Source organism: Cuniculiplasma divulgatum (assembly GCA_031200235.1).
Classification (GTDB): domain Archaea; phylum Thermoplasmatota; class Thermoplasmata; order Thermoplasmatales; family Thermoplasmataceae; genus UBA509.
Genome location: CP133595.1, coordinates 35,497 through 58,017 on the forward strand (window position 1 = coordinate 35,497; position 22,521 = coordinate 58,017).

22 protein-coding genes and 1 tRNA gene are annotated in these 22,521 nt (G+C 46.0%); 13 read left to right on the forward strand and 10 right to left on the reverse strand.

The annotated features are described in order from the left end of the window. Positions 1 to 4: 4 nt before the first annotated feature. Entirely contained in the window at positions 5 to 829 is an 825-nt protein-coding gene (locus RE469_00170; protein WMT44636.1) for a DUF72 domain-containing protein, read from the reverse strand. 364 nt (positions 830 to 1,193) lie between these two features. Between RE469_00170 and RE469_00175 the strand changes: the two genes are divergently transcribed. Beyond that, positions 1,194 to 2,954, forward strand: coding sequence for a S9 family peptidase (locus RE469_00175; GenBank protein WMT44637.1), 1,761 nt, complete (start codon positions 1,194 to 1,196; stop codon positions 2,952 to 2,954). A 179-nt stretch (positions 2,955 to 3,133) separates the two neighbouring features. Here the strand turns inward: RE469_00175 and RE469_00180 are convergent, their stop codons facing one another. Further along, a complete protein-coding gene (locus RE469_00180) occupies positions 3,134 to 3,982 on the reverse strand; it encodes an SMP-30/gluconolactonase/LRE family protein (protein ID WMT44638.1) in 849 nt (282 codons plus the stop codon). 183 nt (positions 3,983 to 4,165) lie between these two features. Here RE469_00180 and RE469_00185 point away from each other — a divergent pair, with 183 nt between their 5' ends. Further along, entirely contained in the window at positions 4,166 to 4,867 is a 702-nt protein-coding gene (locus tag RE469_00185) for a hypothetical protein (protein ID WMT44639.1), read from the forward strand. Positions 4,868 to 4,958: 91 nt separating this feature from the next. On the opposite strand, the gene RE469_00190 is transcribed toward RE469_00185, so the two are convergent. Beyond that, positions 4,959 to 5,043: transfer RNA gene (locus RE469_00190), tRNA-Leu, on the reverse strand. 258 nt (positions 5,044 to 5,301) lie between these two features. Between RE469_00190 and RE469_00195 the strand changes: the two genes are divergently transcribed. Continuing rightward, positions 5,302 to 5,556 (forward strand): AbrB/MazE/SpoVT family DNA-binding domain-containing protein, encoded by a 255-nt coding sequence (locus RE469_00195; GenBank protein ID WMT44640.1) that lies wholly within the window; start codon positions 5,302 to 5,304, stop codon positions 5,554 to 5,556. After that, on the forward strand, positions 5,534 to 5,950 hold the full coding sequence (locus tag RE469_00200) for a type II toxin-antitoxin system VapC family toxin (protein ID WMT44641.1): 417 nt from the start codon (positions 5,534 to 5,536) through the stop codon (positions 5,948 to 5,950). Before RE469_00195 ends, RE469_00200 begins: the two co-directional genes overlap by 23 nt. A gap of 372 nt (positions 5,951 to 6,322) precedes the next feature. Here RE469_00200 and RE469_00205 read toward each other — a convergent pair whose 3' ends face one another. After that, on the reverse strand, positions 6,323 to 6,943 hold the full coding sequence (locus RE469_00205; protein ID WMT44642.1) for a histidine phosphatase family protein: 621 nt from the start codon (positions 6,941 to 6,943) through the stop codon (positions 6,323 to 6,325). A gap of 337 nt (positions 6,944 to 7,280) precedes the next feature. On the opposite strand from RE469_00205, the gene RE469_00210 reads away from it, so the two are divergent. The 4 genes from RE469_00210 to RE469_00225 are packed head-to-tail and all read left to right on the forward strand — an operon-like array spanning position 7,281 to position 10,485. Next, on the forward strand, positions 7,281 to 8,024 hold the full coding sequence (locus RE469_00210; protein ID WMT44643.1) for a cysteine hydrolase family protein: 744 nt from the start codon (positions 7,281 to 7,283) through the stop codon (positions 8,022 to 8,024). Then, entirely contained in the window at positions 8,021 to 8,626 is a 606-nt protein-coding gene (locus tag RE469_00215) for a mevalonate-3-phosphate 5-kinase (GenBank protein ID WMT44644.1), read from the forward strand. The genes RE469_00210 and RE469_00215 overlap by 4 nt, the downstream gene beginning before the upstream one ends. 9 nt (positions 8,627 to 8,635) lie before the next feature. Continuing rightward, entirely contained in the window at positions 8,636 to 9,730 is a 1,095-nt protein-coding gene (locus tag RE469_00220) for a mevalonate pyrophosphate decarboxylase (GenBank protein ID WMT44645.1), read from the forward strand. A 26-nt stretch (positions 9,731 to 9,756) separates the two neighbouring features. Continuing rightward, positions 9,757 to 10,485, forward strand: a complete 729-nt coding sequence (locus RE469_00225) for an HNH endonuclease signature motif containing protein (GenBank protein ID WMT44646.1) — start codon at positions 9,757 to 9,759, stop codon at positions 10,483 to 10,485. On the opposite strand, the gene RE469_00230 is transcribed toward RE469_00225, so the two are convergent. Together RE469_00230 and RE469_00235 are read right to left on the reverse strand one after the other, a co-directional pair. Then, a complete protein-coding gene (locus RE469_00230) occupies positions 10,482 to 11,756 on the reverse strand; it encodes an FAD-binding oxidoreductase (protein WMT44647.1) in 1,275 nt (424 codons plus the stop codon). The genes RE469_00225 and RE469_00230 overlap by 4 nt on opposite strands. Before the next feature lie 66 nt (positions 11,757 to 11,822). Next, a complete protein-coding gene (locus RE469_00235) occupies positions 11,823 to 12,755 on the reverse strand; it encodes a PLP-dependent cysteine synthase family protein (GenBank protein ID WMT44648.1) in 933 nt (310 codons plus the stop codon). A gap of 100 nt (positions 12,756 to 12,855) precedes the next feature. Between RE469_00235 and RE469_00240 the strand changes: the two genes are divergently transcribed. The 4 genes from RE469_00240 (at position 12,856) to RE469_00255 (ending at position 17,128) form a co-directional block, all read left to right on the forward strand. Beyond that, positions 12,856 to 13,695 carry a sulfurtransferase gene (locus RE469_00240; GenBank protein ID WMT44649.1) on the forward strand — a complete coding sequence of 280 codons (840 nt, stop codon included), beginning with the start codon at positions 12,856 to 12,858 and terminating at the stop codon, positions 13,693 to 13,695. 82 nt (positions 13,696 to 13,777) lie between these two features. After that, a complete protein-coding gene (vat, locus tag RE469_00245) occupies positions 13,778 to 16,015 on the forward strand; it encodes a VCP-like ATPase (protein ID WMT44650.1) in 2,238 nt (745 codons plus the stop codon). Between the two features lie 29 nt (positions 16,016 to 16,044). After that, positions 16,045 to 16,338, forward strand: coding sequence for a PRC-barrel domain-containing protein (locus RE469_00250; GenBank protein ID WMT44651.1), 294 nt, complete (start codon positions 16,045 to 16,047; stop codon positions 16,336 to 16,338). Positions 16,339 to 16,351: 13 nt separating this feature from the next. After that, positions 16,352 to 17,128, forward strand: coding sequence for a nucleoside phosphorylase (locus tag RE469_00255; protein WMT44652.1), 777 nt, complete (start codon positions 16,352 to 16,354; stop codon positions 17,126 to 17,128). 2 nt (positions 17,129 to 17,130) lie between these two features. Here the strand turns inward: RE469_00255 and prf1 are convergent, their stop codons facing one another. Beyond that, complete coding sequence (prf1, locus tag RE469_00260) at positions 17,131 to 18,381, reverse strand: peptide chain release factor aRF-1 (protein WMT44653.1); 1,251 nt, start codon at positions 18,379 to 18,381, stop codon at positions 17,131 to 17,133. Positions 18,382 to 18,428: 47 nt separating this feature from the next. On the opposite strand from prf1, the gene pyrH reads away from it, so the two are divergent. Then, entirely contained in the window at positions 18,429 to 19,106 is a 678-nt protein-coding gene (gene pyrH / locus RE469_00265; protein ID WMT44654.1) for a UMP kinase, read from the forward strand. Positions 19,107 to 19,219: 113 nt separating this feature from the next. On the opposite strand, the gene RE469_00270 is transcribed toward pyrH, so the two are convergent. From RE469_00270 to RE469_00280, 3 genes are all read right to left on the reverse strand, one after another. Beyond that, positions 19,220 to 20,392 carry a radical SAM protein gene (locus tag RE469_00270; protein WMT44655.1) on the reverse strand — a complete coding sequence of 391 codons (1,173 nt, stop codon included), beginning with the start codon at positions 20,390 to 20,392 and terminating at the stop codon, positions 19,220 to 19,222. A gap of 345 nt (positions 20,393 to 20,737) precedes the next feature. Continuing rightward, positions 20,738 to 21,532, reverse strand: a complete 795-nt coding sequence (locus RE469_00275; protein WMT44656.1) for an ABC transporter permease — start codon at positions 21,530 to 21,532, stop codon at positions 20,738 to 20,740. Continuing rightward, on the reverse strand, positions 21,529 to 22,521 hold the full coding sequence (locus tag RE469_00280) for an ATP-binding cassette domain-containing protein (protein WMT44657.1): 993 nt from the start codon (positions 22,519 to 22,521) through the stop codon (positions 21,529 to 21,531). The genes RE469_00275 and RE469_00280 overlap by 4 nt, the downstream gene beginning before the upstream one ends.

Consider the following 22,521-nt stretch of genomic DNA (forward strand, 5'->3'; position numbering starts at 1 on the left):
TGCATCAGAAGAGTGTTGTCTGTTTTCCTTTTACTGCATCTGAAAGCATGTTCTCCCATCCAACCTGCTTGATGCCCGATAATTCCCCAAACATTCTGGCAGTGGCCGGACCAAATCCAGCATAATGATTGTTAGCGAAGACGAAGGCTCTGTCCACATCATCCCTGTGATCAAGCAGGTTGATAGACCATCTTCTCATGTCGGAAGATCTATCAGAAATCACCTTACCAAATGATGACTCGCTTATGCTCCTGTCTCCCACAAGCCTGAGATATATGTGTCGTGCGGTGCACCAGTGAAAAGCTGGAGTGTGGGGGTTGTCAGACCATGCCACTGAAATATTTCTCTTCCTCATCTCTTCCAGTATGACAGAATTATACCAGTCGCCGTTCCTGAACTCCACTGAAAAGTCAGGTTTATCCGGAAGATTCTTGATGAACTTCAGGAAGCTGTCCCCTGAATTCCTGTATGATACAGTTGGGGGAAGCTGGAATAGCAGGCATCCGAGCTTTTTCCCCAACAGTGTCATCACGGAAATGAATTCATTGAATATTCCTTCAACGCCGGTAAAGGAGTTTTCATGCGTGATTGCTTTAGGAATCTTTGCAGTGAACAGGAAGTTTTCAGGAGTAACGCTGGCCCATTTCTTCACCGTTTCAGGGGAAGGTATTGCGTAAAATGTTGAATCAATCTCCACCGCCGTAAAAATCCTGGAATACAGAGAAAGCATTCTGTCGCTTGTTGTTCCACGAGGGTAGAAAGGTCCAATCCATCTGCTGTAGTTCCACCCGGATGTTCCATTCAGGATTTCCATGAACAGCTTACCCATCACGCATTTCAAATGTATTATAAATATATTGGAACCGTATTTTTCCCAGAATTCTGTTGTTGGGATGCTTCATCACAATCCCTGCATCATAATTTGGCAACTGCAGGATAATGGATCTGGTTCATGAACTGCAAAGGTTCTTCCGGTGTTTACAAGGCATAATTTGACTGAAAAAGGAATATCTTGATTCAACCTTGGAATCTCTGTGCACGAAGATGAAAAATGGCTAGGTGATGAACAGATCATCCACATCATCCGGAAGCACTGCCATGAGAATGGCCTCCGATGAAGTAAGTGGTTGCTGCCCATAAGTACCTCTGCGTGGAATAACAAACTTTATTGAGTGTGCAATGATCTTTCAATCATGAACGCCACGGAAGCTTACTCCATAAAATTTGCAACTGATCTCAGCGTTTCAGGTGATACCCTGTTCTTTGTGCAGAAATACATAAAGAACGGAGAGTATAAATCCTGCATTTATAGAATTTCAGGCAGTTCGGATCCAGAGCAGATCACATTTGGAGAATCGGAACGATCTCCCAGGCTGGTGGATGGCGTCCTCTATTACATCAGGTATGAGAAAGAGAAAGAGACCCTGATGTCCATGGGACAAGGTAAGGAACCAAGGGAGATTGCATCCTTTGCCAAGATCGTGGACTTCTCCATTTCCGGGAGCGACATACTCGTGGTCGCCGCAGAAAAGGCTGACGGTGAACTCCCATTCTACGCCGACAGGCTGAAGTACAGGTTCAACGGCCGTGGCCTGCTTCGCAGTTATTACAACCTTTACAGGATTGGGGAAAATCCGGTTAAGATTTATGGAGGAAAGTTTGACGTGCTTGGGGTCAAGAGGAATGGGGGACGCATTGTCATAGAAACTTCAGAATTCGGCGATGATTATTCCCTGAGTGATCTTCTGGAGATTGACTCCGGCGGCAAAGTCGTGAAGAGAATAACGGGTGAATCTGCCGAAATCAACGATTATGACATATCGGAGAAAGGAAGAATAGCATTTTCCGGCCACTACGGTCTGAAGCCATGGGAGATTAGCAGTATAATTTTCCCGGAGGAAGGCAGAAATATCGTTCTGGGCAATGATTCGGCCAACACAGTTATTTCGGATTCCTTTGCCGGTGCGAAGTATTCCGTCAGATTCCATGGGAATGATCTTTACGCCATTGGGCGGGAGAAATCCTCTTCATTCATATACCGCATTAGTAACGCGGTGACCAGATTGACTGAGGAGCACAGGAATATCACAGATTATGACGTTTCCGGGGTGCTGGCTTTTGCATATTCCACCCAGGAACATCCCTCCATTATTCACTTCAACAGGGAATATGACATGAATCCTGGGGTGCTGGGCAAGAAAGCGGATGTGATGGATATGGATGGAGGCGAAGGTTTTGTAATGTTTCGTTCGAAGGATTCACCTTCACTGGTTTTTATCCATGGGGGACCCCATGATGCCTATGGGCATTCTTACTTCATGGAATTCCAGTATATGTTCCAGAACGGATACAACATAATTTTCACAAATCCGCCTGGAAGCACAGGTTATGGACAGGAGTATGCCAGGGCCTGCGTGGGAGACTGGGGCGGTTCCGCATACAACTACGTTAAGAAATTTATCGGCGTTATTCGAGAGAAGTATGGAATCAATGAAAAACTTGGCCTGACGGGAGGATCATACGGCGGTTTCATGACAAACTGGATAGTCACGCAGACAGAAATGTTCAGGGCAGCGATTTCAGAGAGATCAATATCCAACCTCCTGAGCATGGTGGGCACCAGCGACATAGGCTTCTGGTTCAACACATTGGAACTGAATATCGAGAGGCCATATTCCATGGACGGCATGAGGAAACTGATGGAACTCTCCCCAATCAGCTATGCTGAGAAGGTGAAAACCCCAACCATGCTCATAACAGGTGAGGAGGATTATCGCTGCCCAATTGAACAAGCCGAACAGTTCTATGTGGCCCTGAAGCTTAACAACGTTGAGACCGAACTGGTAAGATACCAGGGCGACAATCATGAACATGCCAGGAGTGGAGTACCAAAGAACATGGTTGACAGACTGGAAATCAAACTGAAGTGGTTCGACAGATACCTGAAGAACTGACGAATGAAATTATCCCCGCCTCCCACCATGTCTGGGTCTGACTGCCAGTGTAAATGTGGTTCCATTATTTCTGCAAATACTCCTGGTTCAAAATGATAGGATCAGGTTTCTGAGCTCCTGGTCATTTAATGCCGATGTTAAAAAGGAAATTCTATGGTGAAATACAGCCAGGTCGAAGTTCATACTACGTGATACTCATAGGTTTTGCCACCCGTAATGCCGGTGTGAACAACGAACAGTGAACCACCCATGTCACCCGGTTCACCTGTGGATGCCGATGTCACATACAGGTCAGTCAGATCATCGCCTGCAAATGTGCAGGAAGTTATATTGATAGCCGGGAAGCGTATCTCGTCAACCTTTCTTCCGCTATCTGGTTCGAATACTGAAATCTGGCCACCACCCCAGTGTGCCACCCATAGTCTGCCATCAGCATCTATGACCATGCCATCCGGATTCCCCGGGAGATCCTTGAATTCAGCTGCCACCCCTATCCTTTCCAGATTCAGGGAAGAATCGTATGAATACGCATCCACCCTCCTTCTGGGCGTGTCAATATGATAAAAAATTCGCTTCCCGATGTCCCATGCTATACCGTTTGATATGGTTAGATTCACCAGCATCATTTTTGGCGACTTTCCCTTAAGACCATAAAGGCTGCCAATCGGTTTACTCTCGTTCAGATCCATTGTTCCGGCCACGTAATTTCCGAAAGGATCAGCTTTTCCGTCATTGAATCTGCAACCGTCATTCCCGCTCCCGATCTCTGTAATGAGCTCATGATTGCCATTGCTGTCAACAAGATAATAACCGTGATCAACTGTAGCCGCCATGTAGTTTCCATCAGTTGGAACGATTGACGAGATCATTCCAATTGAGTTGAATGTGCTTATCTTTCCTGACTCCAAGTCCATGGAATGATACCTTCTCCCCTTGATGTCGACCCAGTAGATTTTACGGGTTCTGCCGGCCCACGTTGGACCCTCTCCAAGAATGTCAAGACTGGGAGCAACTATTACAGGTTCCATTTCTATTGATTGAAGGAGCATATTTTAATATTTACCGAGCCATAGACGCTTCCAGGCTCAGGTTATAACAGTCAGGCAGATTTTAAACCGAAACTTTACACGGGAACAAGTAGAGTTCTTCCACAGATATGAAATTCCGATGAGCGAAATTTTAAAATATAGACCTTTCTATATTTTACAAACATGAGAAGACACCTCAAGGTCATAATTGCTGCCATACTGATCTCTTCAGTAATCGTGGCTTCGATGTTTGTGTATGTAACAGGAGACCATTTCAGCAAAGATATATTTGTGAATACCGGTCAAAAGACATTCTATGTTGATCCTTATAACAACTCAACAGGTGCAGTTTTTGTGATCAATTTCAGCCTCGAACATTATTCTGGTGGCCCAATAGCTTTTGCACCTCTTTTTACCGTGAATTCTTCACCACAAAATATTACTGAAACTGATCTTATAACAAATCTTACCACTACCACGCAAAATGGTACGTATTTTTCACTTTATTATTCAATGTTTTCAATGAAAGTAATGATCTCACCAGCAGCAAATAATCTAGGGTATGGCAATTTTAATTATTTACAGGAACCTGCTGGCATATCTGGACCTATGGGCTACAGTGGTGTGGGAACTGCCGTGGTTCTGTGGAATGAATTCTCGAGGGATAGATTATCGGTTGTGATGTCCCCTATAAACATACCTCAGGGAAACTACAATGTCAGTGTAACTTTAATGCTGTACAGTCATCAACCTTCACAGGCACTGCTTAATCTGAAGAATGTGAGCGCTTGGGTCAATCTGACCTCTTTGAAGATAATGTCGCAGACTACGTTCAATGGTGTCCTCAAGGTTTTTAATTTAACTGTCTCATCAGGAAAATTATAATCATACAAATTATGGTTAACATAACCTTGAGAAAATTTGAGGTGTTAAACAATAAACACCCTCAAAAGCATTATGTAAATTTTGGTTTTTATGCGGAGGGAGGGATTCGAACCCTCGGACCCCTACGGGAATGGACCCTAAATCCATCGCCTTTAACCTAGCTCGACAACCTCCGCAATGTAATAAGGGATTAACCGGGAATATATGAAAGATGCTAAAAATTGTATAAAAGTGAGTAAGTAGTCTTTCTCTAAGAAGTGTGACTGGAAGAAGTTTGGATTAACTCTAAATGCAAATTTTTTGAATAATAATCTAAAACTGTGTTACATGGTTCTCCTGTACAGTGAAATTCATGGTGATGATGCCACACACTCCATCGCATTATTTGTGGCTTACTAAAATGTATAAATATAAGTTATACATATAAACAGTATATGGAAAAGAAAACAACAGTAGGACCTAAAGGTCAGGTAGTCATACCAAAAGACATCAGGGATAAAATCGGAATCAAGGAATATTCTGAAGTTATTGTTGATATTATGGATGATTCGGTTATAATACGAAAACTAAAACCAGAATCAGTAACTTATGTAGATTATTATTGTACAACCTATTCAAAGAAGCTCACGAAGAGGGCTGATATTAAGAAAATAACCGAGGAACAATATGAAAGAAACGTTTTACATTGATTCCAACGTTTTCTTATACCCGGTACTTTACGGTGATCTTAAAGAGTCTGAAAGAGCAAGGGAGATATTATCACAAATAGAGAGAAAAGATATACAAGCATACACTTCAACTTTAACTTGGGATGAAGTCTCTTATGTTATTGAACGAACCTTGGGGAAAACCGATGCTATTGAGATTGGCAAAAAGTTCCTGAATTTTCCATTCCTGCGATTTATAGCAGTAGACGATGAGGTCATAAGGAGAAGCCAAGCCCTCCGTGAAAAATACAACCTGAAACCTAGGGATTCTATTCACCTGTCTTGTGCAATTGAGCGAAATATCTTTAAAATTATAACAGATGATGCGGATTTCGATGAAATCAAAGAGATCCAAAGAATACCTATTAGACGTTAAAGTGGCTTGACCCTGAATCCATTGCCTTTGATCTAACTGGACCGGGTCAGCAAAGATATCCTGTCTTTTTTACAGGAATAATTAGGACAGCATCGACAATGATCTCCTCCCCTATCTTTCGAAAGGGGATTTCCCGCTCAATTTCGTTAAAATAATGGTTGAAATTACACTTATAAATATTATCATCTGGCAAGAGAAATGCCTGCAAAAGAGAGGGAAGAGCAAGTATCGGCAAGGAGAAAGATTAGTGATGAATAGACCCTATAGATACGTAGCTCATTGAGATGGTCCACAAGTTGGAGACAAAGAGCCATTGATAAAGACCTGTTTTTCCAGTCTTGCCCTAAATGCGAAGTTTATAAACTTTAGTTCTTAACATCGTGGTTCAGAATCATCTTTACTATCTGGGCCAGGCCATAATGGGTTCTTGATTTTGAAACCTTGGAAGAACCCTTTCTCAACGACATTATTGTCCATGTCCAATATAGAGAGATCAGGCATCTTAATTTTTTGCCAATCTCCATAACCTTTGGAAACCCCGAGGAGATGACTGTAAAGTATTGAAATAATCATTCCGTGAGAGACGATTAATATGGATTTACCAGGACCCCCTGCTATAAGACTTTTCAAACATGAAATTATCCTGTCTCTGGCAGTACTATAACTTTCAAAATTCTGATCATCACACCCGGAAAAATATTCCAGAACGCGTGTCCTGAAAGTCTCCTCATCTATAAATCCAAAGTATCTTTCAACTTCTCTCAAGCATTGACGTTCTTCTAATGCAATGCCGAAAAACTCACTAATGATCAGTGCCGTATGTTTTGCCTTGACAAGCGGGCTGTAATATATGGTTTGGACATCGGTGATATCTACGCCCTTCATCATTGTTTTTATAGCATCAAACGAACCATCCTTGAGCTTCCACTGATCAGCAGGTATGTTTGGTACAGCCTCTGTTTCAGCATGCCTTACAACAAAAATTTTTGCCATTAATTTAAATTTGGATGGAACCTTTAATTATAAAAATTCGTTTCCCAATGTTAAAGAATCTAACAGATTTAGTGAGAAAACATAAGCTGGATTAGTTCAGAGAGTATTGGCTTTCCTCATTCTAAGTGCGATAGGCCTATGTTTTTGGCATATGCCTAGACCGCATAGTTGTCGCCGTCTTGTATCTCCAGTATAAAATCTCGAACGAAGCTTGGTAATTTCCCAATTACTTACTTCCTCTCCATGCTAAAGTATCGGGGGTTCCTGCTTCACCTATGGTGCCTTCATCATCATATCCAAAGGTCTTATTCCATTTCACACCCTTATTATCGGGTTTATGAGGCTTAAATTCCCCACTGCCCTTGGGTTTGCCCCATGCATATGGTCGTTTCCAATAGATTCTTCGTTTGCAAATCTTCTCCTCTCTGAAGATTACAAAAGAAATTATAAAATTCAGTCGCAGTATCCGGTGGTCATGGCAGAGATTGGTACTGATTTCAATATTGTCCAGCATATTACTCCAGCAGACACTGCCATTGTTGCCATAAATCTCACACCGGACCACTTCAGGGATGTGTTCAGCAAACTTGAATTCCTGAATGCTGCGACCTACCTGCATAATCTTGCAGAAAAAAATAAAATTCCCGTGATTCACGTCTTAACGTCCAATCCTCAGGACGGTTTCAAGACATACAGACAGATGAAGGCAGAAAGGAGACTGCAAAGAAAGGCACCAAAATCTGTTCTTGACCGAGATTTTGATTCACAGTTTGCGTCAATGTTGGGAAGAATCAGTGATTCAATAAGAACAGAAAACGACGATATCTTCAGCAGCTCTACCCTCCTTGATCTTCTTGGTAGAAATCAGACAACGTATGCCCTAATTATGGGTTTTCACACTGAAACAGCAATATTGAGGAGTGCCCTGTCCGGCCTTGATCACGGAATAATGCCCATTGTGGTTTCAGATGCCGTTTCCAGTTACTCTGAGAGAATTTATTATGAGGCACTTGACATTATCTCCCAGTCAACAGAGATAATAGATTCAAGGGATTTGATGAAAAGATGGCCGGATCAATGAATCATTCAGACAGGAGAGCAAAGATCATCCTTATGGGAGGTATACCGGGTGTTGGAAAATCCAGCATATCCGGATACATTGCAAGAGAACTTGGCATTGACCTTGTACTTTCCGGTGACTATCTTCGGGAATTTGTCAGGCCGGTTTGCCCCGATCTTGAGGTTCTGCAGGTCAGTGTTTATGATGCATGGAAGACCTATGGGTCGGAATCACAGAATACAGTTCTGAAAGGGTTCCTTGACCAGGCTAGAGTTATCAACAGTGGGACAAACGCAGTGCTGAAGCGCGCCATTGCCAATGGCGAGTCCCTCATACTTGAAACCCTGTATTTTGTACCCTCGCAACTTGATGAAAATGTTCTTTCGGAAATCACCCCGCTCTACATATACATCTCTGATAGGGACCTGAATGCAAAGCGCCTCAATGAGAGACAGCAATATACACATTTCAATTCCCCCGGAAAGAGACTGGCCGACCAGCTGGACCGTTACAGGATAATGATGTCTTACTCTTTAGAGGAGTGTGGAAAATTTGGTATCAGAGCCTTCGATAATCTGGATTATACGAAAACAAGGGAACAAATACTTGATTACGTTAAGTAAATGATAAGCATGTCCGATCCTAAGGAACTGGGAGACCTGATTCACCGGGAACTTATCAGGCTTGGCATATGGCGGGAAGCTGCAGTAGGTACCGCAAATCTGGAATCGGAAAAGACTGGTGTGGGCTACGGTTATCCCATAATAGGTCTTGAGAAGTTCCTGGGCTATTTCGACCGATCACTGAATATTGCAAATTTTCCTTCTATATCATTGCTCACCGATTTCAGTTACGCTGTATCATACTGCAAATACATCGAGAAACCTGCATCAGACCTGGTTTCCCTTGATGGTTCCACCGACAGGAAGTATCAGGATCGTGCACGAAAGGCACTTTCGTTCTTCAAGAGCCTTTACGGTATAACAGGTTCATTCCTTTTCTATATCAGAAGAATAAGAAAATATGATAATGCAAAGGGTCTGGGAGAATCAGCAGCGGTGGCTGCAGCCGTGGCGAGATCGATCACATCCTGTGCACTGGAAGAAACCGCTGCCAGGAATGATGAACTTGTATCCAGGCTGGCAAGGCTTGTTTCCGGGTCCGGAACCAGATCGGTCACGGGTGGCGTGTCCATGTGGTTATCGTATCCCTATATAAACGAGAAAGAATGCCATGGCATCCGGCTTCCCGTTGACCAGAAGAAGATCCACTTCGGCGCATTCCCCATGCCCTCAGGTTGGCTTACGGATGATGCCCACACGCTGGCAGAATCATCCCCTTTTTACGGCAGGTGGGAGGCTGAGAAATTTGACAGGATTCTTGAGGAAATACAGAATGGATTCTCCATTGAAAATCTCCTGACCAGGGCACAGGATGAAATGTTCAAACTCAACTCCGTTATCCTCTCCACCGGGAACTTTATACAGATACCTGAAAGTCTTTCCATAATCAACGACCTGAAGGAATTCACGCAAAAGAATTCTGCACTGCATTATACTGCGGATACCGGCCCCAGCATAGTACTCATGAGCCAGGATCGATCCGTCATAGAGGAATTCACTGAGGGAAGAAAGGAGAAATTTATCTGGGGAAAAAGCCCGGAAAAGTTGCCTGATGGTGACAGATTCGGCAAGGAGGCCCAGGAATTCTTCATGGAAAACGCTTAATTGCCGTAATGCCATAGGAAAGAGTAATGCTAGAACATCCAGCCCTGCAGGAGAGTGTTTTTAAGGATATTCCGAGGCTTCCCCATGTACGCCTGATGGATGTTTCCAGCATGTTCAGGATTGCGCAGGTTGAGGATTTTGATCCCAGAGGGGAAAGCAGGGGAAAGAACGTACCATGGCAGACTATTTCAAAAGCAGTCCTGTTGAGGGACGATTACCGATGCAGGGTCTGTGGAAAAGGCACATTCACCCAGGTTGATTCTGCAGATCTTTACAATAAGGTGCATTTTGATCTCGAAGTGCATCACATTGTGCCAAGAAAGGACGGCGGGAACGATTCCTTCAAAAATCTCATATCATTGTGCAGCGCCTGCCATCACGTAACATTCTCAAATCGGTATACAGGCGTACCTGTCAGGAACAGCATGGATCTATTCTCTTTCGAGAGAAAGATATTCCTGGCCATCCCGCCGGATGAGACTCAAAATTTCTCAGGGCAACTGGAAAAAGGCACCCTGCGTGATTACCAGCGCGTATTTGATCAGGAGAACATGCGGCACGTGGTTGTACCCATGAGGGGGGCAAGACTTGAGTTTTCAGCACTCAGGATTACTCTTGAGGAATACAGGAAAATTGTGTCCGGAATGATCCATTCCCTTGACATTGCTGACTATTCAACATATGCTTCCGTAATATCAGGCAGCGATGAGAAATGCAGGTTCCTTACAGATTCCAACGGGTCGATCATTGCCTAGAGAACCAGATTTTCGCTTGCCGCGCTGCGATTGTGCACCCCAAGGGATTCAACTTTAATTTCTTGCCCTCCATGAAGCCTGGCAGTTTCCTTCCCGGAATAGAGAGCCGATACAACACGCCCTATGGCATCCCCCTTCAGTATGCCACTGCCGCTGGTTCCAGTTGCCACAATTATGTTCAGGTCCCGGAATATGTATGGCGTCTTATCCACGGTATTGTATGAATAATACCCGGCCCACATTCCAGTAACCTTCTGTTCTGTAAGGGAGGGGAAGTAGGAAGTGATGATCTGTGATACGCTGTAATCGTAGAAACTTCTCTCAGCCTCGGGATTCTCAGTGAATGAAAAATCCCTGTTATAATCATCCGCAACCCCCAGCCAGAGTGAACGGAATCTTGGGGCTGGCCTGATGTATACTCCACGGGAAGGGACAATTGTGAATGGAAGCACACCGTCACTGTTTCTCTCCCATCCGAAGAGGACTTTCTCCACCTCCTTCCCTCCAGTCTGAAATATCTGCCTTTTCTTTGGCCTGATGTGGCAGTCAATGCCGGTTGGATCAAGAAGCGCCGTTGTCCATGCGTCTGTGGCTGCTATGAATATGTCTGCTGTGAAATTCCCACGGTTTGTTTCGATTGTCCTGAGTATCTTGTCCTGCCAGAGGAACGGCTCACCGGGGAAATCAAGAGGGTTGACAGGCTGGAGCCTGAATGATGCAACCTCTGTGGAAAAACTGAATTCAACGCCGATCCTGACACATTCATCATAGTAGTACTGTGCTATCAGTTCAGGCTCTATTATTCCGCAATTCTTGCCAATGGCCGCAGATTCAATACTGGGCAGATTCATTATACCGGCAGATTCTCCTGAGGGCTTCAGGGAGAGATACGGGTAGGATGCAAGTTCATCCCTGTCAAGGAATTCAATTTTTGTACGACCACTCAGCTCCATCAGCAGATCCTTCCTCGGATCATTGGGGCCCATCAGGAACATATATCCCACAAAATTCATCCCAAGGTCAAATTTACCTGAATCCTGTATGCTCCTGTACTGTGAAATTGTGGATGAGGAAAGTTTAAAATTCTCGTCGGAAGAGAAAAGGTCCCTGAATCCGGCGGCGCTTTTTGCAGTATTTCCCTGGGCAAATGTGGGTGCACGGTCAACCACAAGAATCTTCAGGTCTGGATTATCCAGTTTCAGATGATACGCAGAAGTCAAACCTACAATTCCAGCTCCTACTACAATGACATCATATTTTGAGAGCGGCACCAGTGGTAAGCGCCTGAAAAATAATAAATGTTCCCAGACGCAATGAAAAAGCCAGAGGATATCCCATCACGGTGCATGCCCAAGGTCTTCAAACAGTTCTGTGGAGAGATACTTCAATCCGTTGTCGGGAAAGAGAGTGACAACGTTCTTTCCCCTGCCAATCTTCGCTGCCACATCCAGGGAGACGTGGAGTGCGCAGGCAGAGCTCATGCCCAGCAGAAGACCCTCTTCCCTGGCTGCCCTCCTGCCAGTCTCGAAGCACATTGCTTTCTGAATATCGTCGATCTCAATGACCTCATCCATGAGATCAAGACGCACATTTCTGGATGGGTTGGGTTCAGCAGGATTCCTTATGCCGTCTATCCTCACTCCTACCTTCGGCGTTACCCCTATGATTTTCACGGAAGGGAGTGCCTCCCGGAGCCTGAGGGCTATTCCTGTGCTTGTTCCGCCTGTTCCTATTGTCATTACCATGGCATCGATCTTCCAGTTCATCTGGCGCAGGATTTCCCGTGCCGTGGTGTTGAAGTGCACGTAGGGGTTGGCAGGATCATGGAACTGGTCAAGGGAAACGAATTTCCCGGGGTTTTCCCTGATGAGGCGTTCTTTCTGCTCTATTGCACCTGCGGTTCCCTTTGAAACGGGTGTCAGAACAAGATCGGCTCCATATGCTGAGATCAGCTTCCTTCGCTCTATGCTTGCTCCCTCGGACATGACGATTGTTACACCGTAACCCTTGGCCGCCCCCAGCATCGCAAGAGCGATCCCTGTATTTCCAGATGTTGCCTCGATAATTGTCTTTCCCTTCCTCAGTACCCCCGCTGCTTCGGCTGTTTCTATCAGTGACAGGGCAGTCCTGTCCTTTACAGACCCACCGATATTGAACCATTCCAGTTTGGCATAGACGTCCGCAGATCTGGGCTTCAGCAGCTTTCTGATCCTGATCATTGGTGTATTGCCTATCATTTCAGTGATTGATTGGAACGGTTCCGAATTCATGCACGTGCATAGATTATTGAGATATTACACTTTCAATTTCTCCTGCAGGCATTATCATGTCAGATCAAACATTTATAGCAATTATTTCATGTATGGTGATATGACAGGGTACAAAGACATATTTGTGACACCCAACTGGCTTCACGAAAATATGGGGAACCGCAGCGTAGTGGTGATTGACTGCAGGTATGACCTTGGCAATCCGGAGAAGGCCATGGAAAGGTATCGGGAAGGCCACATACCCGGTTCATTCAGGCTTGACATGGAAGCAGATCTGTCAGGCAGCAGATCAGAGCATGGCGGCAGGCACCCACTTCCGGATTTCACCGTTCTTGCAATGAAACTCAGGAATTTCGGCATCTCTTCCGATTCCATGATCATATGTTACGATGACGATCTTTCAGGGGCATCAAGGCTCTGGTTCCTCATGAACTGCATGGGGCATGAAAACACAAGAATACTTGACGGTGGAATAACCGGCTGGATAGAGTGCGGTTACCAGCTTTCCACGCTTCCAGGAGTCGCACGAGACAAGGGTACATTTCTCCCAACAGCCGGGAAATTCCTGACCAGAATAGCAGATATGGATGAAATAAGGAGAAATCTTGAATCCCTGGAGATCATAGATTCAAGGGCCAGGCCAAGATACCTGGGTGAATTTGAGCCCATTGATTCCAGAGCCGGGCACATTCCAGGGGCAATAAACATCCAATACACCACGGTGCAGGAGAGACCCGGAAAAATCCGCAATACTGTTGATCTGGAAAGGATCTATGCCGGAATTGCCAGGGAACCTGTGGTCTACTGTGGTTCCGGAGTAACATCATGCGTAAATTTTGTTGCCCTGATCCTGACAGGAAGGTCCCCCAGGCTGTATGCCGGTAGCTGGAGCGACTGGATAAGCTACGGAACAAATCCTGTTGCCTCAGGAGAGGAATAATATGCAAATATCCGCACACCTTTAATATCTGCATCGACCGTCTTTGGGAATTTTCTTATACTGTTGACGGAATACGGGGATCATGGCTTACAGTGACGGCATCATACTTAGGGTTGCCGAGGCAAATTCAACAGATCCGGGAATGTCAAGGGTACGATTGGACGAGGAATCCAGGGTAGCTCTCGGCGCAGAAATTGGAGACGTTGTGGAAATCGAAAAGGATAAGAAGACCGTGGGAAGAGTTTACAGGGCAAGGCCTGAGGATGAAAACAAGGGCATTGTGCGTATTGACAGCGTCATGAGAAACAACTGCGGTGCGTCAATAGGCGATAAGGTAAAAGTCAGGAAGGTGCGCACGGAGGAGGGGAAGAGAATCACTCTGGCGCCAATCATAAGGAAGGATCAGCGGCTGAAGTTCGGAGAAGGTATAAACGAATTCGTGCAGAAAGCCCTCATAAGAAGACCAATGCTTGAGGGCGATAACATAAGCGTGCCGGGGCTGACCCTCGCGGGACACTCCGGGCTGCTTTTCAAGGTCATCAAATCCCAGCCTTCCAAGGTACCGGTTGAGGTTGGCGAGGATACCAAGATAGAGATAAGGGAAGAGCCTGCATCCGAGGTTCTGGAGGACGTTTCAAGGATAAGTTACGAGGACATTGGAGGCCTGTCGGACCAGCTTTCAAGAGTCAGGGAGATAATAGAACTACCGCTCAAACACCCTGAGCTCTTTGAGAGGCTGGGGATTCACCCTCCCAAGGGCGTCCTGCTGCATGGGCCACCGGGAACAGGCAAAACACTAATTGCCAGAGCCGTTGCAAACGAGGCTGGAGCCAATTTCTTCTCCATTAACGGGCCGGAAATAATGAGCAAATATTACGGGCAGAGTGAACAGAAGCTCAGGGAGATATTCACCAAGGCAGAAGAGTCGGAACCATCCATAATATTCATTGATGAGATTGATTCCATTGCACCCAAGAGGGAAGAAGTCCAGGGAGAGGTGGAAAGAAGGGTCGTGGCTCAGCTGCTCACTCTGATGGACGGTATGAAGGAACGCGGTCATGTCATAGTTATTGGAGCAACAAACAGGATTGATGCAGTTGATCCTGCACTGAGAAGGCCTGGCAGATTTGATCGCGAAATCAATATTGGGGTACCGGACAAGAAAGGAAGGAAGGAGATACTTGCCATCCACACCAGGGGAATGCCCCTGGGAATGGATGAGGATCGCAAGAACCAGTTCCTTGACGAGATCGCAAACCTGACATACGGTTTTGTGGGAGCTGATCTTGCTGCCCTTGCCAGGGAATCAGCAATGATTGCCCTTCGCAGGTACCTGCCAGAGATCGATCTGGATAAGCCAATTCCCACTGAGATCCTTGAAAAGATGCAGGTAAAGGAAGATGATTTCAGGGAAGCACTTAAGTCCATTGAACCCAGCAGCCTGAGAGAAGTAACCGTGGAGGTCCCCAATGTTACCTGGGCAGACATAGGTGGTCTGGATAACGTGAAATCTGAGCTCAGGGAAACTGTAGAGCTGCCACTTTCAAAACCCGAGGTCTTCAAGAGGCTTGGTATCAGAGCTGCAAAGGGATTCCTCCTATACGGGCCTCCGGGAGTTGGAAAGACCCTGCTGGCCAAGGCTGTTGCCAATGAGAGCAATGCCAACTTCATATCTGTCAAGGGTCCAGAAGTGCTGAGCAAATGGGTGGGCGAAAGCGAGAAAGCTGTCAGGGAGATTTTCAAGAAAGCCAAGCAGGTTGCCCCCACCATAGTATTCCTGGATGAGATCGACTCCATAGCTCCCAGAAGGGGTTCCTATGGTGATTCCGGTGTCACGGAGAGGATCGTAAACCAGCTTCTCACCTCCCTTGACGGCATAGAGGTACTCCAGGGTGTGGTAGTGCTAGCAGCCACAAACAGGCCGGACATAATTGATCCGGGACTGCTGAGGGCTGGCAGGTTTGACAAGATCATTTACATCCCCCCACCTGACGCAGAATCCAGGCTGAAGATACTGCAGGTCCATACCAAGGAAATGCCGCTTGCGAAGGATGTCAACCTTAAGGAAATTGCCCAGAAGACAGACGGCTACGTGGGTGCAGATCTTGAGAATCTCTGCAGGGAAGCTGGAATGGTGGCCTACAGGGAAAACCCAGATGCAACTGAGGTGGCCCAGAAGCACTTTGTGAGCGCCCTTAAGATCATAAGACCATCCGTTGACGAAGAGGTAATAAAGTTCTACCAGAATCTGGCAGAATCAATGGGCAAGAGCGTCAGGGAGAAGAGGAAGGAGTTGCAGGATCTGGGACTGTACCAGTAGTCCCCATCCGTGCACAAAAAAACTTAAGCATGATTGACATGGAAGAGCATATGTCCATGCGCAAATTTTCCTCCGATCTTATGAAGAAGTCTGTCATGACCGTGGAGGGGGAGCTTATAGGCACAGTGGACAACATCATTGTTGACACAGAGACCGGCATAATAAAAAGCGTTCTTGTGAAGCCGTCAGGCGCCAACAGGTATGGTGATTTCCCTCTAGATAAGGAGGGAAGATACATGATCCCGTTGAGATCCATGAAATCTTTAAAGGATGTCTTTGTTGTGGACATAGCCAGTGGGCAGAAGATGAGGACTTCTTCCTGATTTCGGTGAATTCATGGCCAGGATAAGCCCCAGGAAATTTCCGAAGTATTCAAGGAAGCATGCAGAGCACCCTCTTTTTGCGGCATCAGAATTCACTGCAGGAATGCCGGCCTCACCTGCAAATGTCATATTTGTTTACAGTAAAACCCTTGCAGAAATGATCGCCGAAGATCTTGGGCTGACGCCCGTAAGTGAACCGTATGGTGAAAAGAATGCAGTCAGCGTAAGTAACTATTCAGATTCTGCACGATCACTGTATCTGATGATGCCTGGAGCAGGAGCCGCCATGACTGCGACCGTTGCAGATGAACTTCACAGCCTTGGGGCAGTTAATTTCCTAATTCTTGGAATTGCCGGCGGCCTGTCCCTGAAGATGAACGTAAATGACATTGTCCTTTGCCGGAAAGCCGTGAGGGATGAGGGCGTTTCCCATCACATACTTCCTCCGGCACTCTATGACTATCCCAGCCCTGACCTTGTTAATTTTCTTCGAAATGGCATGAGAAGCGCAGGCATGAAATTTATGGCAGGACCAACCTGGACAATCGATTTCCCCTATGCCGAGACTGTTGAGGAAGTGAGGGAATACAGATCCATGGGTGTCCTGACAGTTGAGATGGAGGCTGCGGCACTGTTTGCAGTGGGCAAGGCCAGAAGATTCAGGACTGCAGCAGTATTCACAGTTTCAGATATTCTTGATGAGGAGAAATGGAGCGGCATCCATAGCCCTGATGAAGGAATGAGACAGCTCACCAGGGTTGCAGGAATATTCTCCCAGTTCCACGGCTAGGTCTACTGCTGCGGCGGATTTGCCGCCTTTGGAACATACCGCAGAATGCCCGCCATTCCGCCGAATGCTTTTTGCAGTAGCTTCCCTTCGTCGCTGTTTCCGGATATTATCTCAACTTTTGCACCTGAAGCGTCCGCAAGCCTGTAGAAAACCTCCACAAGATCTTCTTCCTCCTCAAGTACCATTGGCGTTGAACACTTGTCGCAGATGACATTTCCGTCCGGCTTGGTCATAAGTTCGCGGGTGTTTCCGCATTGCGGACATCGGTACCTGTAGTGAACCTTGTTGAGATCCTCTGAAATAATAAGCAGATCAAGGGACTTCTGCTCAAGTGCATTCTTGATGGCCGTCTCTCCGTAGACACCAAGCCCGCCATCGGGTTTCCTGATTTCCATCATGAACCTGTTCATGAGGTCTTTTTCCTTTGCTATTCGCATCTCCTTCATTGTTTCAGAAGCTTTTTCAACAATTTCCCTGAGCCCTGTTTCATCAGTATATCCAATATCCAGCAGGTCCTTCACCTTGGCCTTGACCTCGTTCCGGAGGTAATCCTTTTCAAAGAAGTACTCCTTAGTTGCACCGGGGCCACCAATGAACACAGCCTTGATGTCCTTTATGAGCGGCATAAAGGCGTTGTTTGCGATTTCTCCAACCTTCTTGAAAAACTCATGGGCCGCGATCTCTATGAGCCGCTCATACCGTCGCGATGACTGCCCCCCCTGATGATGCTTGCTTGGAACAAGGGACTGCTCGTTGGAGACGACCTGTATGGTCGTGCCGTTGAGGAAACCAACAGTGGCCTCCTTCCTGTCCATGACTATGAGGCCGTATATCTCCTTCTCAACCAGGAACTGCTTGAGCTGTTCAAGGTGAAAATAGGAATCGCATGTATACATGAAGGTCTGTATGGGCTCGGGTGGTTCAATAATCTTCACGTACATCTCGGTCTGATCGCCCCTGGTTGCCACGTGACCGACAAAGAACACCAGTCCTGTTTCAGGCGCAAACCTGTAGGACTTCAGCCTTGACATTATTGATTCTATTGCCGCCAGCACATTTTTCCTGGTGGACTTGGACTTGATGTTTGATGATGTTGAATATTCTTCTCGCAGATACTGCACCACATCGGATATCTGCTTGTTTGGTGGAATATACAGTGAAACGAGTTCCGTTCCCCTGCCCTTGAGGGTCTCAAGCTCCTGCAGAGCTTTCTTGAACTCGTACCTCCGTATCTGCATATCGTCTGTTGCCATCCCTCAGAAAATTTATAATCGTATATAACCTTAATTGGCGTTTTGAAATGGAATCAGTAGTTATTTCGCTTGGTGGGTCAATAATCTCAACTGAGGGGTTGAATCTGGCATTCATGGAGAGTTTCGCCCGGGAATTGCAGAAATTCGGTGAAGGTTACAGGTTTGGCATCGTTGTTGGCGGCGGGTCTCTTGCCCGATCATATATCTCTGAACTCAGGAAATATGGAGTGAACGATAATGTCCTGGATGAAATTGGCATTAATGCAACAAGGATGAACGCCCTTGCCCTTTCCACATTCTTCGAGGATTCAAATTCCAAGATACCCACCACGGTAAACGATGCTGCGGAACTGGCCAGGATATACCGGTTCACAGTCATGGGGGGCACTGAGCCCGGGCATACCACGGACACTGTTTCCACGCTCCTTGCAGAGAGGATAAATGCGCGCATAATGATCAACGCAACTTCAGTGGATGGCGTATATACTGATGATCCAAGAAAGCACAGCGATGCAAGGAAAATCCCATCACTGACATATGATGAGGCAATCAGCCTTGCCATAGGGAAATCCATCGGCGCCGGGCCCAATGTTTTTATGGATCTGACAGCCCTCAACATTGCAAAGAGATCCGGCATACGCATCTATGTTACACACGGCACAGAACTCTCCGAATATGGAAATATCATCAGGAACAGGAAAACAGCAGGATCAGTTATAGGGTGACCGGCCCTCGATCTGTAGACCGGCCTGAGCTGCAGAAAATAGTCAATAAGTCAAAACATGAAGGTACGCGATCCGGAGAAATAACCCATCTGCTGCCCTCTGTTATGAAAATTTTAAAGGGCTGATTCCCTGAGGTCGTACTTAATAATGGGTATATCCATGTCCCTGCCGTTGACATCCCTGAATGCATCCCTTATTGATGATGTAAGATCGTCCATCTGCGCGTACTTTTCCTGCAATGACATATCAGAAAGTCCTTCTTTGCTGGAGATATCAAGATAATTTGAGTCATCGGATTCTATTATTGGGGACAGTATGACAGAATCGCCCTTATTTAGGGCAAGCTGCGATATGATGTTTGCAGTGGCCTCAACATGATCCCTGCTGTATTTCTTTCCACCAATGCCAGCCATTACCACTATGGTTACACCGATACCGTGATCCTTGATGTTGTTAACCAGATTCATCGTCTCCGTCACATTGATATGCTTGTTGAAGAGACGTATAACCCTGTAGCTCCCGCTTTCCAGGAATACATATACTCGATCCAGTCCGTGATCCTTCAGATCGCGGTAGTTTATCATGTTCTTCTTTTTTGGAGTGGTGAATATATCAAATGCTGTAAATACTGGAATGTTCAGCTTTTCCTTAATGCTATCAAGGATATCAAGAAGCATCTTCTGGTCAATATCAAGTGCATTGACGTCACCGAGGAAAACAGATTTGTGATATGACAATCCTGAGCCATAATGACCCTTTACGGTCTCCAGGTGGGAGAAAAATTCATCCATTGATTTTATGGTGTAGTCCCTTGTCTCATATCCTCTGCAGAGGGTGCATCTGTTCCATTTGCATCCACTGGTTATTTCCAAAAACAATGCACTGGGCTGGTCTGGAGGAATTACTGGAATCGCTGAATACAATGAAAGAAGACTTTTGGAATCAGACTCTGCCCATTGCAAATCCCTGGATGCCACTCTCCTGGCAACGTCAACGTCATGGGCAACATTACCAACATTCACTGCTTCTCTGGCCAGATTGTATGATCCTTCCAGAATGGATGACCCATCGGCATGAGAAACGGAATCAATCACTTTCAAATTCCCCTCGATTCGAATTTTATAGAACGTATTGGCTATTGTTCTCCTGTAGGCAATTCCATTTTTTGTGAAGGATATCAAGCGACCCTCAAGATCGAAATTTGCAATCTCAGTATTTCCATTTGAAAAGGTAGCTACACCGTCATTTACCTTGAAATTTATTGTACTGCTGGCTCCAGTATCCATGGATATTCCTCACCACATGATCGCCACCCATATGTATAAATTTCTTGCTTTGTCATCATAAAGGGTGACTTAGGAAGCGTGAATCAGAGGCTGTTTACAAAGGTGATGGAAGTTCAGTTGAAGATATTCTTTGGAGAGCGGGAAACCAGCCCGGCAGGATTTCCATTCATAATCTGAAGATCTTATTTCTTTCAGCCCCTGGGTGCATATACCGTCATCTCACACAATACAGCAAGATTATGGTTGCGTCAATGAAGAATATGACAGATTGCCATATGCAGGTTAAAAACAACTGGTCTGAATTTTTTGGTAATTTAAAAAAATCTGTGGCAGAATTGCCACAACTCACTCTCTTATCTCTTTCTCTGAAACAAAGTATGCCATAAGCAGGAGAATGGTAGCAAGTATTGCCAGTCCTCCAAGCCACAGTTCTATGCTGCCCATCTGCGATGCCGTCAGGGTTCCGTTGATCACCACGGTTCTTATTGTCTCCGCACTCCATGAAACAGGATTGTACTTTGCGGCGTCGCTGAGCCATCCAGCCATGAGTCCGGGAGGGAACATGGCATAGCTCACGAAGAGGAGAGGCAGGTTGACCAAGTTTATCACGCCGAAGATTGTGTCTGGCCTAGTTATCCTCACTGCAAGAGTGGTGAATATGGATGTAAAGATCAGGGCAACCAGCATCACAGCTGCTATGAGGATAAGGGCATCCAGAACGGTGAATCCGTGCTTGAATTCAAGTCCATTGGGTATCAGAAGAGCAGCAAGGATAAGGATCCCAACCTGCACAAGAATCCTTGCACTGGATGCAAATATCTTGGAAAACACAATGGAACTCCTTCTGATTGGGGCAATGAGAAATCTTCCGAGAACTCCAAGCCTCCGGTCAAATATGAGATTCACTCCAGAGAACAGTGCAGTGAAGAGCCCGATGATTGTCAGGACGCCACCAAGAATGTAGGTTATGTAGTTGGGAGCACCATCAAGAAGGGTCGGGCCAAATGCTGAGATTTTGCTGAAAGCACTTCCAAAGAGTGCCAGCCAGAAGAACGGTTGTATGAGACCTGTCAGAAGAGAAACAGGATTCCTGTACCATTTCTTGAGTTCCCGTGATGTAAGTGGTCCAAGTCCGCTCATCTTCTCAGCCTCCTGAGATTCATCATTTCCTGTCTTGAATCCGTGGGCTCTTCGCTCCTTATTTCATTTCCGGTATATTCCAGGAATACGTCATCCAGGGTTGGTTTCTGCACCGTCAGTCTTGTGATTGAAAGGGAGTTACCGGAAATGTACTGAATGATCTTAGGCAGTTCCTCATCGGAGTTCTGCACTTTCAGTCGCACTGCCCGGGGACCATTCTCCTTAGCCTCAATAGCTCCCGGGTACTTCATCAGGGTTTCTGCATCCCTGTCAGTCTTCATTGTAGCCAGTATGATATCGCCCTTAAGATTTGATTTAAGTTCCTCAGAAGTTCCGGTGGCCAGCACCTTTCCATGATCTATGATTGATATGCGGTTTGCAAGAGCATCAACCTCCTCCAGATAATGGCTTGTGAGGATTATTGTGACATCAAGTTTTTCCTGAATTTCCCTGACGTACTTCCACATCTGCGTCCTGGTAGTAACGTCAAGTCCCAGCGTTGGTTCATCCAGGAAAAGGATCTTGGGATCGTGCACCAGTCCTGCTATGAGCTCAAGACGCTTTCGCATTCCACCCGAGTACTGCCTTACAAGCCTGTCCTTAACATCATCCAGACTTACCATTGAGAGTAGCTTGTGTATGCGTTCCTTTGCCTCCTCGGCAGGCACATCATAAAACTGGGATACCATCTTCAGGTTCTCGAATCCTGAAAGATCCTCGTCTGTAGTGAGATCCTGCGGCACAACCCCTATGGATTTTCTGACTTCAAGCGAATTCTTCACTATGTCAAATCCATTCACTATTGCAGTTCCTGATGTTGGCGCAATCCTGGTCACCAGCAGGTTTATGGTTGTGGTCTTGCCAGCTCCATTGGGCCCCAGCAGCCCGTAGACTTCTCCTTCCTCTATGCTTATGTTCAGATCATCAAGTGCCTTTACCTTTCCACCGTATATTTTTGTCAGATTTCTTGTCTCGATTATTGCCGCCAA